Source organism: Marisediminicola sp. LYQ85 (assembly GCF_046600695.1).
GTDB lineage: Bacteria > Actinomycetota > Actinomycetes > Actinomycetales > Microbacteriaceae > Marisediminicola.
The window spans coordinates 541,679-557,427 of record NZ_JBKIWO010000001.1; the positions used below are offsets into that span (position 1 = coordinate 541,679).

The window sequence follows — 15,749 nt, forward strand, 5'->3', positions numbered from 1 at the left end:
GGTGCCGCCCGGTGGGAACCGTAGGCTGAGCGGATGACCGACTCCGCGAACGACAGTGAGACCGACGCCCTCGTCTCGCGAGTGCGCCTCATCGAAGATCAACCGCTCGACTCGCGAGCGGCCGCCTTCGCTCGCATCCACGACGACCTCCAGGCCGCGCTCGATTCCGAGCAATGACCGGAGAGCGACTCGATCAGGCTCTCGCGAGTCGGGGGCTGGCGCGGTCGCGCACGCACGCCGCGCGCCTCGTCGCGGCGGGACTCGTTGCCGTCGACGGGATCGAGACGGTCAAGGTGTCGACGCGCGTCGGTGAGGCTCAGACCATCACGGTCGCCTCGACGGACCACTACGTGAGCAGATCGGCTCACAAGCTCGTCGCGGCTCTCGACGCATTCGGTCTCGCGGTGTCGGGTCGTTCGGCGCTCGACGTCGGGGCGTCGACAGGGGGATTCACGCAAGTGCTTCTCGAGCGCGGAGCGGCGAGCGTCATCGCCCTCGACGTCGGCCACGGTCAGCTCGACGAGTCGATCGCCTCCGACGGGCGCGTGAGCGTCGTCGAGGGGTTCAACGCCCGGTTCATGACCGCGGCGTCGCTCGCCGAAGCGGTCGCCGCCAGCACTTCGCGCGCGGCCGCGCCGCCGAGCCGCGACGCGATCGCTCCTGTCGATCTCGTCGTGTGCGACGTGTCGTTCATCTCGATCACGACGATCCTCGCCGCGGTCAGGGCATCCGTTCGGGACGACGCCGATTTCGTCCTCCTCGTGAAGCCGCAGTTCGAGGTCGGTCGCGGGGGCATCCGCGAGGGGATCGTGAGGCAAGCGCACTTGCGCGCCGACGCCGTCAACGCCGTTCTGTGGGCTGGGTGGGACCTCGGCTTGCGCACGGCGGGCGCTCTACCCTCCCCGATCGTCGGAACGGCGGGGAACCACGAGTATCTGGTCAGGTTGAGTCAAACACACGGCTCGAGTCCGACAGAATGGATAGACGAGGTTGCCGCCATGACGGAAGCCACCTGACCGGTGAGGAACGATCGATGACACACCGCCACATGTTGGTCGTCGCCCACACGGGCCGGCCGACGTCGCTGTCGGCGGCCGTCGATGTGTGCCGCCAGTTGCTCGACGCGGGGGTCGTGCCCGTCACGAGCACCGAGGAGCACGACGACATCCTCGCCGCCGCACCCGAACTCGGAGCGATCGAGACCCTCGGAGACGAAGTGGCGCTCGGAGACCTCGAACTCGTCATCGTGCTCGGGGGCGACGGCACGATCCTCCGCGCCGCCGAACTCGTGCGCGGGTCTTCGGTCGCGCTGCTCGGAGTCAACCTCGGACACGTGGGCTTTCTCGCCGAGTCCGAAGCCGACGACCTCACGGCGACCGTGCAGCGGGCTCTCGCTCGTGACTACCTCGTCGAAGAGCGCATGACCCTCTCGGTGCGCGTCGAGGTCGGCGCCGAAGTCGTCTACGAGACCTGGGCCCTCAACGAGGCGACCGTCGAGAAGGCGAGCCGCGAGCGGATGCTCGAGGTCGTCATCGAGGTCGACGGGCGGCCGCTCTCGTCGTTCGGAAGCGACGGCGTCGTCATGTCGACCCCGACGGGGTCGACCGCGTATGCCTTCTCCGCCGGCGGGCCCATCGTCTGGCCGAGCCTCGACGCCATGCTCCTGGTTCCCCTGAGTCCGCACGCGCTCTTCGCTCGCCCTCTCGTCGTCGGCCCGGAATCGGTCTTCGCAGTAGAGGTGCTCGACCGCACCCAGGGCTCGGGGGTGCTCTGGTGCGACGGCCGGCGCACTCGCGATCTCCCGGGAGGCGCCCGAGTGATCGTCAGGCGCTCACCCATCCCCGTGCGCCTCGCTCGACTCCACCAGGGGCCCTTCACCGATCGCCTCGTCAACAAGTTCCGACTCCCCACCAACGGGTGGCGCGGACCGCACGAGCACGGGCGTTCCGCCTCGTGATCGAAGAGATCTCCATCCGCGACCTCGGAGTGATCGGAGAGGCGCGGCTTCCGCTCGGCCCCGGCTTCACCGTTCTCACGGGGGAGACCGGTGCGGGGAAGACGATGGTCGTCACGGCCCTCGGCCTCCTGCTCGGCGATCGCGCCGACGCCCACGCGATCCGCGCGGGCTCGGATCGCGCGGTCGTCGAGGGGCGGTGGAACGTGGCAGACGGCGGTCAGGTCGCCGAACGCGTGCGCGACGCGGGGGGCGAAGTCGACGACGGCGAGCTCATCCTCGCGCGCTCGGTCTCCAATGAGGGCCGGGGGCGCGCGATCGTCGGCGGTCGCACGGCGCCCGTCGGGGTTCTCGTGGAGCTCGGACACCAGCTCGTCGTCGTGCACGGCCAATCGGAGCAATCCCGGTTGCGATCGTCGACCGAGCAGCGCCGAGCGCTCGACCGTTTCGCCGGCACCGAGCTGCGGGGCGCGCTCGACGACTACGTCGCCGCGTTCGAGCACTGGAACACCGTGCGGCTCGAGCTCGACTCCCTCGTGACCGACCGCGACAGGCGGGCGCGCGAAGCCGACGGGCTGCGCATCGCGATGACCGAGATCGACGAGGTCGCGCCGGTCGCGGGAGAGGATGTCGAGCTCGCCGAGCGAGCCGAGCGTCTCGCGAACGCCGAAGACCTCCGCGCCGCCGCGACCGCGGCGCACGACAGCATCTCGTCACCCGACATCGGGGGCCCCGACGACGTCATCGGACTGCTCGACGCGGCGCGCAAGAACCTCGAGCGCGTCTCGAGCCACGACCCCGCGCTCGACGGCATCATCGAGGCGCTCCACGAGGCCAACATCCTCGCGCTCGATGTCTCCGGGAGACTCGCGGCCTACCTCGGCGACCTCGACGACGACTCCTCGCGAGAGCTCGAGGTCGTGAACGAGCGCCGCGCGGCCCTCACGACCCTCACCCGCAAATACGGTCCGACGATCGACGACGCTCTCGAGTATCTCGAGACGGGCAGCGCTCGACTTCTCGAGCTCGACAGTGACACCGACCGCATCGACGAACTGACTATCGAGGTGGAGGCCGCCCGCGACGCCGTCGAATCACTCGCCGATCGGGTCACGGGCATCCGCGTCGCGCACGCCGAGAATCTCGCCGCGCGCGTGACCGACGAGCTCACCGCTCTCGCGATGGCGAATGCGGTTCTCACGATCGACGTGACCGATCGCGGCGAACTCACGCCGACCGGTCGCGACGCGGTCGCCTTCCTCCTCCGACCGCACTCGGGGGCCGAGCCTCGGCCGATCTCGAAAGGCGCGTCGGGGGGCGAGCTGTCTCGCGTGATGCTCGCGATCGAGGTCGTGATCGCGGCCACCGATCCGGTGCCGACCTTCATCTTCGACGAGGTCGATGCGGGAGTCGGAGGTGCGGCGGCCATCGAGGTCGGCAGGCGCCTCGCGGCGCTCGCCACGACGTCGCAAGTGATCGTCGTGACCCACCTCGCTCAGGTCGCGGCATTCGCGAACAACCACCTGCGCGTCGTGAAAGACGACGAGGGCTCGGTCACGACCTCGAACGTCGAGAGGCTCGACGGCGAGGACCGCATCGCCGAGATGGCACGCTTGCTCTCCGGGCTCGACGCGAGCGGCAGCGCTCTCGCCCACGCTCGGGAGCTCATCGACACCGCCCGTTCGCTCACGACGTGATCGTGCGGCGATTCCGACCCTCGAATGTCGCTGCGGCGCTGATAGGCTAGAACCCCGTGGTGGATAAACAAGACGCGGACACGACCAAGCACATCTTCGTGACGGGCGGTGTCGTCTCGTCTCTCGGTAAAGGCCTCACGGCGGCCAGTCTCGGCAACCTCCTCTCGGCGCGGGGAGTGCGCGTCGTGATGCAGAAGCTCGACCCCTACCTCAACGTCGACCCCGGGACGATGAACCCGTTCCAGCACGGGGAGGTCTTCGTCACCGACGACGGTGCCGAGACCGACCTCGACATCGGGCACTACGAGCGCTTTCTCGACATCAACCTCGACCAGGCCGCCAACGTGACGACGGGGCAGATCTACTCGAGCGTCATCGCGCGCGAGCGTCGCGGGGAGTACCTCGGCGACACCGTGCAGGTGATTCCGCACATCACCGACGAGATCAAGAGGCGGATGCGGTTGCAGGCATCCGGTCCGTTCACGGACGACAACCCTCGGCCCGACGTCATCATCACCGAGATCGGGGGCACGGTCGGCGACATCGAGTCGCAGCCGTTCATCGAGTCGGCTCGGCAGGTGCGCCACGAGCTCGGCCGCAACAACGTGTTCTTCGTGCACGTGTCGCTGTTGCCCTACCTCGGCGCGTCGGGCGAGCAGAAGACCAAGCCGACGCAGCACTCCGTCGCCGCGCTCCGCTCCATCGGCATCCAGCCCGACGCTCTCGTGTTGCGTTCCGATCGCCCGGTGTCGGAGTCGAACAAGCGCAAGATCGCGCTCATGTGCGACGTCGACGAAGCCGCCGTCGTGAACGCGGTCGACGTCTCGAGCATCTACGAGATCCCGACGATGCTCCATGACCAGGGGCTCGACGCCTACATCATCGACCACTTCGGTCTGCAGACCGGCGACGTGGACTGGTCGGGCTGGAGCGACCTCCTCGACGCCGTGCACAACCCCAAGCACGAGGTCACGATCGGCCTCGTCGGCAAGTACATCGACCTCCCGGACGCCTACCTCTCGGTGACGGAAGCGCTTCGCGCCGGCGGTTTCGACAACAGCGCCAAGGTGACGCTCAAGTGGGTCGCCTCCGACGAGTGCGAGACACCCGAGGGTGCGCTCCGCGAGCTCGGCGACCTCGACGGCATCTGCGTGCCCGGGGGCTTCGGCATCCGCGGCATCGAGGGCAAGCTCTCGGCGCTGCACTTCGCTCGCGAGAACGGTCTGCCCGTGCTCGGACTGTGCCTCGGCCTCCAGTGCATGGTCATCGAGTACGCCCGCAACGAGGCCGGACTTTCCGGGGCCTCGTCGTCGGAGTTCGACCCCGAGACAGAGTTCCCCGTCGTCGCGACGATGGCCGAGCAAGTGGACATCATCGCCGGGGGAGACCTCGGCGGAACGATGCGCCTCGGTCTCTACCCCGCGGACCTCGCCGAGGGGTCGCTTGCGCGCGAACTCTACGGGGCACCCGAGATCTCGGAGCGTCACCGTCACCGCTACGAGGTCAACAACACCTACCGCCAGCAGATCGCCGACGCGGGACTGCAGTTCTCGGGCCTCTCGCCCGACGGTCACCTCGTGGAGTTCGTCGAGCTGCCGCGCGACGTGCACCCGTTCTACATCGGCACGCAAGCGCACCCCGAGCTCCGCTCGCGCCCCAACCGTGCGCACCCGCTCTTCTCCGGGCTCGTCAAGGCCGCGCTCGAACGCCAGCAGTCGAGCCGCCTCTTCGAGGTCGCGGAGCCGGCGGATGTCTGAGACCCCCTCGCCGGCGACGTCCGCTCGGGATGAGGCATCCGCGGTGCTCGCCGACGACATCGTCGAGCACGCGGTGACGCGGAGCACCGTCGAGTTCGACGGTGCCGTCTGGAACATCCGCCGCGACGTCGTCGAATTCGGAGACAGCTCGATCACGCGGGAGTACGTCGAGCACACGGGAGCCGTGGCGGTGCTCGCGCTCGACGACGACGATCGCGTGATGCTCATCAAGCAATACCGGCACCCCATCTCGCGCCGCGACTGGGAGCTCCCCGCCGGCCTGCTCGACGAGGCCAACGAGAGCCCCCTCGCCGCCGCGAAGCGCGAGCTCGCTGAAGAGGTCGACCTCGAAGCGACCACGTGGCACGTGCTCACCGACTTCTTCACGACCCCCGGTGGGAGCAACGAGGCGCTGCGCGTCTTTCTCGCTCGCGGCGTCTCGAGCACCGCCACGCCGTTCGACCGGTTCGACGAGGAGGCCGAGATCGAGACGCGCTGGGTCGCCCTCGACGAGGTCGTCGACGCCGTGCTCGCGCGCACCGTGAGCAACAGCATCCTCTCGATCGCCGCCCTCGCCGCCGCATCGTCACGGTCTCGCGCGTGGTCGACTCTCGGCGATGCGGACGCGCCGTGGCCGTTCCTCCGCCGGGCGCAGGGACCGGCCGACCCCGACCCGTCATGACCGAGCGGGCGCCGACGACCCCGTCGGCGCTCGACCGTGCCGTCGACCAGTACCTGAGGCATGTCGCGATCGAGCGAGGGCTCTCGCGCAACACCGTCGCCGCCTACCGCCGTGATCTCGCGGGGTATCGCGAGTATCTCGAGGGCCGCGACATCCGCTCTCCCGACGCCGTCACGGCCGCCGACGTGAGCGACTTCGTGGTCGCCCTGCGCTCCCGCGCCGAGACACCGCTCGCGGCGAGCTCGGTCACGCGCATGCTCTCGTCGGTGCGCAGCCTGCACCGTTTCCTGCTCGACGAGGGAGCGGTCGACGAGGATGTCGCGGCCGACCAGTCACCGCCCAAGCTCGCTTCGACGCTTCCCGAGACCCTCACCATCGAACAAGTGGAGGCGCTGCTGGAGGCGGCGTCGGGGGACGACCCGCAATCGATCCGCGACCGGGCCCTCCTCGAACTGCTCTACGCCACGGGGGCGCGCATCTCGGAGGCTGTGGGGCTCAACGTCGACGACGTGATCGAGGGCGACGTCGTGCGCTTGCTCGGCAAAGGCAACAAGCAGCGCATCGTGCCCGTCGGGAGCTTCGCGCGCGCGGCCATCGACACCTACCTCGTTCGCGTTCGCCCGGCGTTCTCGGTGCGAGGGACCGCGACCCCCGCGCTGTTTCTCGGGGCACGGGGCGCGCGGGTCTCCCGACAGAACGCGTGGCTCATCATCCGCTCACGCGCCGAGAAGGCGGGCATCACCGAGCCGATCTCGCCGCACACTCTGCGCCACTCCTTCGCGACGCACCTGCTCGCCGGGGGCGCGGATGTGCGCGTGGTGCAGGAGCTGCTCGGGCACGCGTCGGTCGCGACCACCCAGCTCTACACCCACGTGACCGCCGACACTCTGCGCGACATGTACACGACGGCGCATCCCCGCAGCAGATAGTGCGTTCGGGTGCCTCGCGCACTGTGTGTCTGACCGGGCCGCGGTGCCCTCGCCGGTAGACTCGATGCACCGGCCGACGCCGGTCTCGAGCAGTGAGGAATGTCGGGATGACAGCGAAGAAGAAGGCCGATAGCGCCGTTCTCGACGGACTCGAAAGGCCCGTGCTCGGGCCGACCGGTCGCCCCGCGCGGGAGTTCGCCGTTCCGGAACCACTCGCCGCGCACGGCCCCGCCCGTATCATCTCGCTCTGCAACCAGAAGGGCGGCGTGGGCAAGACCACGACGTCGATCAACCTCGGGGCGTCGCTCGCCCACTACGGGCGCCGCGTGCTCGCGATCGACTTCGACCCCCAGGGTGCGCTCTCCGCGGGCCTCGGAGTGCAGACCCACGACGGCCCCAACATCTACGACCTCCTCCTCGGCACCGTCAAGGACGCCCACGACGCGATCCAGGAGACGAGCGTCGCCGGACTCCATGTCATCCCCGCGAACATCGACCTCTCCGCCGCCGAAGTGCACCTCGTCAACGAGGTCGCACGCGAGCAGATCCTCGCGCGCGTGCTGCGGCAGGTGTCCGACGAGTACGACGTCATCCTCATCGACTGCCAGCCGTCGCTCGGCATCCTCACCGTCAACGCCCTCACCGCGGCGCACGGTGTGCTCATCCCCCTCGAGACCGAGTTCTTCGCCCTCCGCGGAGTCGCTCTGCTCGTCGAGACGATCGAGAAGGTCAAAGACCGACTCAACCCCGCGCTTCGCCTCGACGGCATCCTCCCGACCATGTACGACGCGCGCACGCTGCACTCGCGCGAGGTGCTCGAGCGGGCTGTCGAGAGGTTCGGCGACGAGGTGTTCGACACCGTCATCGGCAAGACCGTGAAGTTTCCCGACGCGAGCGTCGCAGCGAGACCGATCCTCGACTTCGCGCCCGAGCACGCGGCGTCGCTCGCCTACCTGCAGTTCGCGCGCGAGCTCATCTCCCGTGGCGCCGTCGCGTAACGAGCAGGTCGTCGTGGCGGGGGAGCGACCGCTCCCGGGCGGTGACCCGGGGGATGCCGCCGACGCCGGGTTCTCGGTGAGCCTCGGCAACTTCAACGGTCCGTTCGATCTCCTCCTGACCCTCATCGGCAAACACGAGCTCGACATCACCGAGATCTCGCTCAGTCGGGTGACCGACGAGTTCATCTCCTACCTGCGCGGACTCGATTCGGCCGACGAGCTCGACGAGGCGAGCGAGTTCCTCGTCGTCGCCGCGACACTCCTCGACCTCAAGGTCGCGGGCCTGCTCCCTCAGGGCGAGCTCGTCGACGCCGAAGACGTCGCATTGCTCGAGGCGCGCGACCTCCTCTTCGCCCGATTGCTGCAGTACCGCGCCTTCAAAGAGGCGTCGGCGTGGTTCTCGGAGCGCTTCGACGCCGAGGCGACGCGGAGGTTCCGCTCGGTGCGGCTCGAAGAGACCTTCCGGCAGACGACCCCCGAACTCGTGTGGACGATCACCCCCGACGACTTCGCGGCCATCGCGGTGCTCGCGTTCACCCCGCGCGAGGTGCCGAGCGTGGGTCTCGAGCACTTGCACGCGCCCCTCGTGAGCATCCGCGAGCAAGCGAGCCACGTCGTCGCGCTCTTGCGCCGCGGCCAACCGATGACGTTCCGCGAGCTCATCGCGGGCGCCGTCGAGAAGGGTGTCGTCGTCGCCCGCTTTCTCGCCGTGCTCGAGCTCTACCGCGGCGCCTCGGTCGCGTTCGAACAGATCGAGCCGCTCGGCGAGCTCACCATCCGCTGGACGGCCGAACACTGGTCGAGCGACAGCCTCGCGAATCTGGGAGCGGACTATGGCGACTGACCACGACCCCCTCGTCGACGCGAACCTCACCGACCGCCGCATCGAGGCGATCCTCATGGTCGCCGACGAGCCGCAATCGGTCGTGCACCTCGCGACGGCCCTCGACGTTCCCGTGGCCGAGGTGCGCGCCGCGATCGCGCGCCTCGTCGCCGACTTCGACGGCGTCGACGCCGAGGGGGCGGGCGGCGGCATCCAGCGCGGCTTCGAACTGCGCGAGGTCGGCGGCGGCTGGCGCTTCTACGTGCGCCACGAGTTCGACGCCGTCGTGCGCGACTTCGTGCTCACGCAGTCCCCGACCAAACTGTCGCAAGCGGCCCTCGAGACCCTCGCGGTCATCGCCTACAAGCAGCCGATCAGCCGCGGCGCGATCGCTTCGATCCGCGCCGTCAACGTCGACTCGGTCGTGCGCACACTTCTCGGTCGCGGTCTCATCACCGAGGCGTTCACCGACAGCGAGACCGGCTCGATCCACTACGCCACCACCGATGTGCTCCTCACCCAGCTGGGGCTCAACTCGATCGACGAGTTGCCGCACATCTCCCCCCTGCTCGCCGACGGTTCGGACGGATTCGATGATGCACGCTGACAACACCACCCCTGACGAAGACGGTTCGGCCGCGACCGAGCGCCCGCCCCGCGCCGCCCGTGTCGAATCTGCGGATGCCGCGGACGACGGCATCCGCCTGCAGAAGCTCATGGCGGCCGCGGGTGTCGCCTCACGGCGCGTGTCGGAAGACCTCATCGCGGCGGGTCGCGTGGAGGTCAACGGCGAGACGGTGACCGAGGCGGGGCGCCGCGTGCACGAGACCGATCTCGTGTCGGTCGACGGGGTGGCCATCCAGCTCGACACCTCGCGCCGCTACCTCATGCTCAACAAGCCCGTGGGCATCGTGTCGTCGTTGCAAGACGAGCGCGGTCGCCCCGACCTCTCGCGATTCGTGTCGCAGTTCGAGGAACGCCTCTTCAACGTCGGCCGGCTCGACGCGCAGACCTCGGGTCTGCTCATCCTCACCAACGACGGCGACCTCGCCCACGTGCTCGCGCACCCGTCGTTCGGTGTGCTCAAGACCTACATCGCGCGGGTCGAGGGGCGCATCACGCCCGCGACCGTGGCGAAGCTCACGCGCGGCATCGACCTCGACGACGGCCCCATCGCCGCCGACAAGGTGCGCATCCTCGATGTCGACGCCCGCGGCCAGAGCATGGTCGAGGTCACTCTGCACTCCGGCCGCAACCGCATCGTGAGGCGCATGCTCGACGCGGTCGGGCACCCCGTGATCGAACTCGTGCGCCGTCAGTTCGGCCCCCTGCACCTCGGCACTCTCGGGATCGGCGAGATCCGCGACCTCTCGAAGGCCGAGCACGGGCAGCTGCTCACGATCTCGCGCGCCGCGAAAGCGGGAGCCGGCGATCGGTCGGGAGCGGCAGCGGACGAGGTCGTCGATGAGTGACACGCGCCTGACCGGGCCCGTGCGCGTCGTCGGGTCGGGGCTCCTCGGCACGAGCATCGGACTCGGGTTGCGCGCGAAAGGCATCGACGTGATCCTCGACGACGCGTCGCCGGGCAACCTGAGCCTCGCGATCGACTACGGGGCCGGGCGTCGCGCCGAGGCCGACGATCGACCGCAGCTCGTCGTCGTGTGCGTTCCGCCCGACGTGACCGCCCGCGTGGTCGCCGCCGAGCTCGCCGCCCACCCCGACGCGATCGTCACCGACGTCGCGAGCGTCAAAGCCGGTCCCCTCGCCGAGCTGCGCGAGTCGGGCGCCGACCTCTCGCGCTACATCGGTTCGCACCCTCTCGCCGGCCGTGAGCGCGGCGGCGCCGTGTCGGGTCGCGCCGACCTCTTCCTCGGCCGCCCGTGGGTCATCGCCGGCCACGACGCCATCACCTACCGTGCCGGATCCCCCATCGACGACCTCATCCTCGACCTCGGCGCCGTCCCCGTCGAGATGAGCCCTGCCGAACACGACGCGTCTGTCGCTCTCGTGTCGCACGTGCCCCAACTCGTGGCGTCGCTCCTCGCGGGCAGGCTGCAGGGAGCGAGCGCGGCATCCGTGGCCCTCGCCGGCCAGGGGCTGCGCGACACGACCCGCATCGCGTCGAGCGAGCCCGAGCTGTGGACGCAGATCCTCGGGGCCAACGCCCACGCGATCGCGCCCATCCTGCACGCCTACCGTGACGACCTCGATCGGGTCATCGGCGCGCTCGGTGAGCCCGACGCGCCCGGGGCCCGCCGGCTCGTGGCCGAGACGATCGCCGCGGGCAACGCGGGGGTCGCGGCCATCCCGGGCAAACACGGTCAGGATCGGCGCTACAGCCAACTGCTCGTGCTCGTCGACGACACCCCCGGCGAACTCGCCCGCCTACTGACCGAAATCGGAGCAGCGAACGTGAACATGGAAGACCTCAGACTCGAGCACTCGCCCGGCGCCCAAGTGGGGCTCGCCGAGATCTCGGTGCTCCCCGAAGCCGAGCAGCGGCTCGTCGACGAGCTCTCGTCGCGCGGCTGGCGCATCGCCGAGGGCACCCGATGAGCGTCGTCGTCGCGATCGACGGGCCCGCGGGCAGCGGCAAGTCGAGCGTGAGCAAGGCTGCCGCGCGCGAGCTCGGCTTCGCGTACCAAGACACCGGCGCCGCCTATCGGGCTCTCGCGTGGCACGCGCTCGACCGGGGAGTGGACACGGATGACGCGGCATCCGTCATCGCGGCCCTCGACTCGTTCGACTACCGCATCGACCCCGAGACGCTCGCGGTGTTCGTCGGACGCACCGACGTCACGGCTGCCATCCGCGAGCCTCGCGTGACCGACGTCGTGAGCGCGATCGCCCGTGTGCCCGAGGTGAGGGCCTACCTCGTGGCGCTCTTCCGCACGACGATCCAGGTGACCGACCGGCCGGGGATCGTGACCGAGGGTCGGGACATCACGACCGTCGTCGCCCCCGACGCCGACGTGCGCATCCTCCTCACGGCGAGCGAGGAGGCGCGCCAGGCCCGACGTGCCGCCGAACTCACCGGCGACTCGGCGGAGCAGTCGGCCGCGAAGCTCACGTCGCGAGACAAGCAGGACTCCCGCGTCGTCGACTTCATGAACGCGGCTCCCGGGGTCACCCTCCTCGACTCGACCGACCTCGACTTCGAGCAGACCATCGCCGCGGTCGTCGAGCTCGTGCGGTCGGTCGATCGCGACTAGCGACCCCGCGTGAACATGCCGAGGCTGTAGGCGAGAACGTCCAGCGCCATCACGACCCCGGACGTGACCGCGGCGACGAGTGCGCCCGTCGCCGTGCCGACGAGCAGACCGACGGCGCCGAGAGCGACGAGCGTCGCCCCCAGAACGAAGAACATGCGCTCGGCAAACGCCCACGCGAACGGGATGAAGTGCAATCCGACCGCGAGCGCGATGAGCGCGGGTCGAAGGTCGGCGGCTCCGATCGAACCCAACCAGCGACTCCCCACGGCGATGAGCACGAATTCGATCACCACGGCGAGCAGGTAGACCCCGATCTGCCAGCGTCGGGCGGGCACGAACCGGCCGAGGTCCCGTGGGGACCCGAAGAGGAACCACAGTGTGGCGACCGAGGCGACGACGACGACGATGCGTGCGGCAGCCGACAGGGCATCGGTGAACCCCGCCGTATAGGAGAAGACGAACACACACGCGCCCACGAGCCCGACGAGCGCCCCGATGCGTCTGGGGTCGGCGAACGGCGGCGGCGCGTCCTGCGCCGTGGAGGTCGGTTCGGATCCGGTGGCGGGGGCAGTGTCGTCGATCACGGGACGACCCTCCCAGACATTCGCGTGAGAGTCACCCGGGACCGACGGGGACGCTGAAATCGACCCCACAGCTCCACACTGCCAACGAACGAGTTCCGCCCACGCCCACGCCCACGACCGGCGTCATCGCCCGTTCGGTTTCGTAGACTCTCCGGATGGCTGACGACGGTGTGGATATCGAGTGGGAGTCGGCGCGAGCGGCGAACCTCGCGAACTGGGAAGACCGGGTGCCCCTTCACGAGGTGGCCTACGGAGTAGACGGTCTCGACGATTCGAGCCCGCTGAGCAGTGTCGTGCGCACCGACCTCCTGGCGCTCGAGCCGTTCCTGCCCGGCGGCTCGGTCTCGGCCCTCGACGTCTGTCACTTGCAGTGCCACATCGGCACCGACACGGTCTCCCTCGCGCGGGCGGGGGCGCGCGTGACGGGCGTCGACTTCTCGTCGGGGGCTCTCACGTCTGCCGCAGCCCTCGCGCGTCGGCTGGGAGTCGACGTGACCTGGGTCGAGACGGATGTCCTCGACGCCCGTGCCGCGGTGACCGGAGACTTCGACCTCGTCTACACGAGCATCGGAACCATCACGTGGCTGCCCGACCTCGAACGGTGGGCCGCGCAGGTCGCCGCGCTCCTGCGCCGGGGAGGCACCTTCTACATCCGCGACGGACACCCCGCGCTCTACAGCATCGACGAGAACGCCGACCATCTGCGTGTGCGCTACGCCTACTTCGGCGACGGGCGGGCCCAGGAGTGGAACGACGCGTCGACCTATGCCGGCGACGGAACGGTCGCGCATACCCGCACGTACGAGTGGCCGCATCCGATCTCGGAGATCGTGAACTCCCTCATCGGCGCGGGCCTGCAGATTCTGCGCCTCGACGAGCACGCGACCGTGCCGTGGAGATTCTCCCCGCGCATGGTCGAGGTCGGCGACGACTTCGCGTGGCCCGAGGGCGAACGTCGTCTTCTCCCGTGTAGTTTCACGATCGTGGCGCGGCGGCCGCTCGGCTAGTCCAGCGCGAGACCCGACGCGCGAACCCGGCACTTGACCCCGACGCTGCGTCATGGTTTCCACTGGAACTGTGCGTTACATCTCCTTCTCCTACCTCCTCTCCTACGGCCTGTCTCTGCTGGGCAACTCGATCGCCGCTGTCGCCCTGCCGCTGCTCGTGCTCCAGACCACCGGCAGCGCCCTCGCCACCGGAACCGTCGCCCTCGCGAGCGCGGTGCCCGCAGCGGTGGCGGGTCTACTCATGGGCGTCGTCATCGACCGTCTCGATCGCCGATTCGTCTCCGTCTTCACCGACATCGTCTCCGCTGCATCGCTCGCCGCCCTCCCGCTCATCGACGCCTCGATCGGGCTCTCGCTCGGATGGTTCGTCGCGAGCGCCGTCATCGGCTCATTCGGTGACATCCCGGGGATGACCGCGCGCGAGACCATGCTCCCGGTCATCGCGCGCGACGGCGCCCTCGGTGCCGAGCGACTCGTCGGCATCAGGGAATCGCTCGGCGCCGTCGTACTGCTCATCGGACCGGCGATCGCGGCGACGCTCATCGGGCTCCTCGACCCCGCCTCGGTGCTGTGGATCACGGCCGGAACGTCCGCCCTCGCGGCCGTCGTCACCCTGACCCTGCCGCGCGACCCGAGGCGCGCGCGGCGAGGAGTGTCAGCCGAACGCACGCGATTGCGTGACGGCGTCGTCGCTCTCATCCGCTCGAGATTCCTCGTCGCCACGACGGTGTTGACCGTGCTCGCGGCCGTCGCGCTGAGCGGGCTCCAGGGGCTCGTGCTCCCCGTCTACTTCACGATGGCCGAGCAACCGCACCTCCTGGGGTTCGTGCTGAGCTTTCTCGCCGCGGGGCTGCTCCTCGGAAGCGGCCTCTACGCGGGGCTGCACTCGCGCGTGCCACGACGGGTCTGGTTCGTCACGGGGGCCGCGCTCTTGAGCGTCGGCATGGGAGTCATCGCGACGCTCGCCTCGCCCGCGGTCATCTTCGTCGGAGCGTCGGTCACGGGGCTCGGAAGCGGCCTCTTCAGCAGCCTCCTCGGTGTGCTGATGATCGAGCGCATCCCCGACGCCCTCCGCGGCCGGATCATGAGCACGCAGAACGTCGCGCTCACCGTCGCCCCCGGCCTCGGAATCGTGGCCGTCGCGGTGGTGACCGAAGGGTTCGGCGTGCACGCCGCCGCACTCGGCGTCGCGGCGCTCATCGTCGTCACGAGCGTGTTCGGCATCGTGTCGCCCGCGCTCCGTACTCTGGAACCCCCGACGGAGGAGCAGGGATGAACAGCGGCGACCTGGCCCGGATGACGGGTGTGAGCGTTCGCGCTCTGCGGCACTACCACCGCATCGGAATCCTGCCCGAGCCCGAGAGGAGAGCGAACGGATATCGCGACTACGACGTGCGAGACGCCGTGACGGTTCTCCGGATCCGCCGACTCGCCTCTCTCGGCTTCGCTCTCGACCAGATCCCTCGCATGCTCGACGTCGACGACCGGGGGAGCATCGACGAGAGCCTCGACGCGATCGATGCCGAGCTCGAAGCGCAGATCACGCGGCTCACCGAGCAGCGCGCCGCGCTCGCCGCGGTGAGGGAGACCCGCGTCGCGCCGGATGTGCCCCCCGCTCTCGCCGGATACGTGACCCTCTCGGCGGCCGCGTACGGCAGCGCGACGGCGCTCGCCCGGATCGACCGCGACCTGGCCCTTCTCCTCGACCACCTCATCGACGACGACGGTCGGGCCGCACTCAGCCGCTTCAGCGAACGGATGGCCGAGCCCGCGCTCGCGGCGGGGATGGCGCGACTCGCATCGGGGTTCGAATCGCTCGACGCGACGACCCCCGACGACGAGGTCGAGGCCTTCGTCGCCGCCGGTCGCGAGATCGTGCGGTCGATCGTCGAGGTGGCCGACTCCGAACCCGCGATCGAGGCGCCCGATTTCGTGGCCCTCTCCGCCGAATACCGTGCGCTCGCCCTCAACGCGCGGCAGAGCGCCGTGCTCGATCGGTTGCTCGACGGGCTTTGACCACGCCGTGGTCTGGCGCTCTGGCCGAGCGCTGCCCTGCGCTGCCGCGCGGGGAGGGACGGACGTCGAGCCTCATCGGATGACGGGGGT

Annotated in this window: 17 protein-coding genes; 16 read left to right on the plus strand and 1 reads right to left on the minus strand. The window is 69.6% G+C overall.

All coding sequences use genetic code 11. The features are described 5' to 3' along the window. Nucleotides 1-33: 33 nt before the first annotated feature. The 13 genes from ACLHG5_RS02555 to cmk all read left to right on the plus strand — a co-directional run bounded on the left by ACLHG5_RS02555 (nt 34) and on the right by cmk (nt 12,052). On the plus strand, nt 34-177 hold the full coding sequence (locus ACLHG5_RS02555) for a hypothetical protein (protein ID WP_411315757.1): 144 nt from the start codon (nt 34-36) through the stop codon (nt 175-177). Continuing rightward, a complete protein-coding gene (locus ACLHG5_RS02560) occupies nt 174-1,016 on the plus strand; it encodes a TlyA family RNA methyltransferase (RefSeq protein WP_411317762.1) in 843 nt (280 codons plus the stop codon). Before ACLHG5_RS02555 ends, ACLHG5_RS02560 begins: the two co-directional genes overlap by 4 nt. Nucleotides 1,017-1,033: 17 nt before the next feature. After that, nucleotides 1,034-1,957, plus strand: a complete 924-nt coding sequence (locus ACLHG5_RS02565; protein WP_411315755.1) for an NAD kinase — start codon at nt 1,034-1,036, stop codon at nt 1,955-1,957. Further along, complete coding sequence (recN, locus tag ACLHG5_RS02570) at nt 1,954-3,651, plus strand: DNA repair protein RecN (protein ID WP_411318401.1); 1,698 nt, start codon at nt 1,954-1,956, stop codon at nt 3,649-3,651. The genes ACLHG5_RS02565 and recN overlap by 4 nt, the downstream gene beginning before the upstream one ends. A gap of 59 nt (nt 3,652-3,710) precedes the next feature. Beyond that, nucleotides 3,711-5,408: a CTP synthase gene (locus tag ACLHG5_RS02575; RefSeq protein ID WP_411315754.1), complete on the plus strand. Its 1,698-nt coding sequence runs from the start codon at nt 3,711-3,713 to the stop codon at nt 5,406-5,408. Further along, on the plus strand, nt 5,401-6,090 hold the full coding sequence (locus tag ACLHG5_RS02580) for an NUDIX domain-containing protein (RefSeq protein ID WP_411315753.1): 690 nt from the start codon (nt 5,401-5,403) through the stop codon (nt 6,088-6,090). The genes ACLHG5_RS02575 and ACLHG5_RS02580 overlap by 8 nt, the downstream gene beginning before the upstream one ends. Then, nucleotides 6,087-7,019: a site-specific tyrosine recombinase XerD gene (gene xerD, locus ACLHG5_RS02585; protein WP_411315752.1), complete on the plus strand. Its 933-nt coding sequence runs from the start codon at nt 6,087-6,089 to the stop codon at nt 7,017-7,019. Before ACLHG5_RS02580 ends, xerD begins: the two co-directional genes overlap by 4 nt. 107 nt (nt 7,020-7,126) lie before the next feature. Further along, on the plus strand, nt 7,127-8,017 hold the full coding sequence (locus tag ACLHG5_RS02590) for a ParA family protein (RefSeq protein WP_411315751.1): 891 nt from the start codon (nt 7,127-7,129) through the stop codon (nt 8,015-8,017). 13 nt (nt 8,018-8,030) lie between these two features. Beyond that, entirely contained in the window at nt 8,031-8,861 is an 831-nt protein-coding gene (locus ACLHG5_RS02595) for a segregation and condensation protein A (protein WP_411317763.1), read from the plus strand. Continuing rightward, nucleotides 8,851-9,447, plus strand: a complete 597-nt coding sequence (gene scpB, locus ACLHG5_RS02600) for an SMC-Scp complex subunit ScpB (RefSeq protein ID WP_411315749.1) — start codon at nt 8,851-8,853, stop codon at nt 9,445-9,447. The genes ACLHG5_RS02595 and scpB overlap by 11 nt, the downstream gene beginning before the upstream one ends. Continuing rightward, entirely contained in the window at nt 9,437-10,312 is an 876-nt protein-coding gene (locus ACLHG5_RS02605; protein WP_411317764.1) for a pseudouridine synthase, read from the plus strand. Before scpB ends, ACLHG5_RS02605 begins: the two co-directional genes overlap by 11 nt. Then, the gene (locus tag ACLHG5_RS02610) at nt 10,305-11,396 is read left to right on the plus strand and encodes a prephenate dehydrogenase (protein ID WP_411315748.1); all 1,092 of its coding nucleotides are present in this window, start codon (nt 10,305-10,307) and stop codon (nt 11,394-11,396) included. Before ACLHG5_RS02605 ends, ACLHG5_RS02610 begins: the two co-directional genes overlap by 8 nt. Continuing rightward, nucleotides 11,393-12,052: a (d)CMP kinase gene (gene cmk / locus ACLHG5_RS02615; RefSeq protein WP_411315747.1), complete on the plus strand. Its 660-nt coding sequence runs from the start codon at nt 11,393-11,395 to the stop codon at nt 12,050-12,052. The genes ACLHG5_RS02610 and cmk overlap by 4 nt, the downstream gene beginning before the upstream one ends. On the opposite strand, the gene ACLHG5_RS02620 is transcribed toward cmk, so the two are convergent. After that, nucleotides 12,049-12,636 carry a hypothetical protein gene (locus tag ACLHG5_RS02620; RefSeq protein ID WP_411317765.1) on the minus strand — a complete coding sequence of 196 codons (588 nt, stop codon included), beginning with the start codon at nt 12,634-12,636 and terminating at the stop codon, nt 12,049-12,051. The genes cmk and ACLHG5_RS02620 overlap by 4 nt on opposite strands. A 155-nt stretch (nt 12,637-12,791) precedes the next feature. Between ACLHG5_RS02620 and ACLHG5_RS02625 the strand changes: the two genes are divergently transcribed. The 3 genes from ACLHG5_RS02625 (at nt 12,792) to ACLHG5_RS02635 (ending at nt 15,659) form a co-directional block, all read left to right on the plus strand. After that, nucleotides 12,792-13,643, plus strand: coding sequence for a class I SAM-dependent methyltransferase (locus ACLHG5_RS02625; protein WP_411317766.1), 852 nt, complete (start codon nt 12,792-12,794; stop codon nt 13,641-13,643). Between the two features lie 70 nt (nt 13,644-13,713). Then, complete coding sequence (locus ACLHG5_RS02630; RefSeq protein ID WP_411317767.1) at nt 13,714-14,919, plus strand: MFS transporter; 1,206 nt, start codon at nt 13,714-13,716, stop codon at nt 14,917-14,919. Next, entirely contained in the window at nt 14,916-15,659 is a 744-nt protein-coding gene (locus ACLHG5_RS02635) for a MerR family transcriptional regulator (RefSeq protein WP_411315743.1), read from the plus strand. Before ACLHG5_RS02630 ends, ACLHG5_RS02635 begins: the two co-directional genes overlap by 4 nt. Nucleotides 15,660-15,749: the final 90 nt, after the last annotated feature.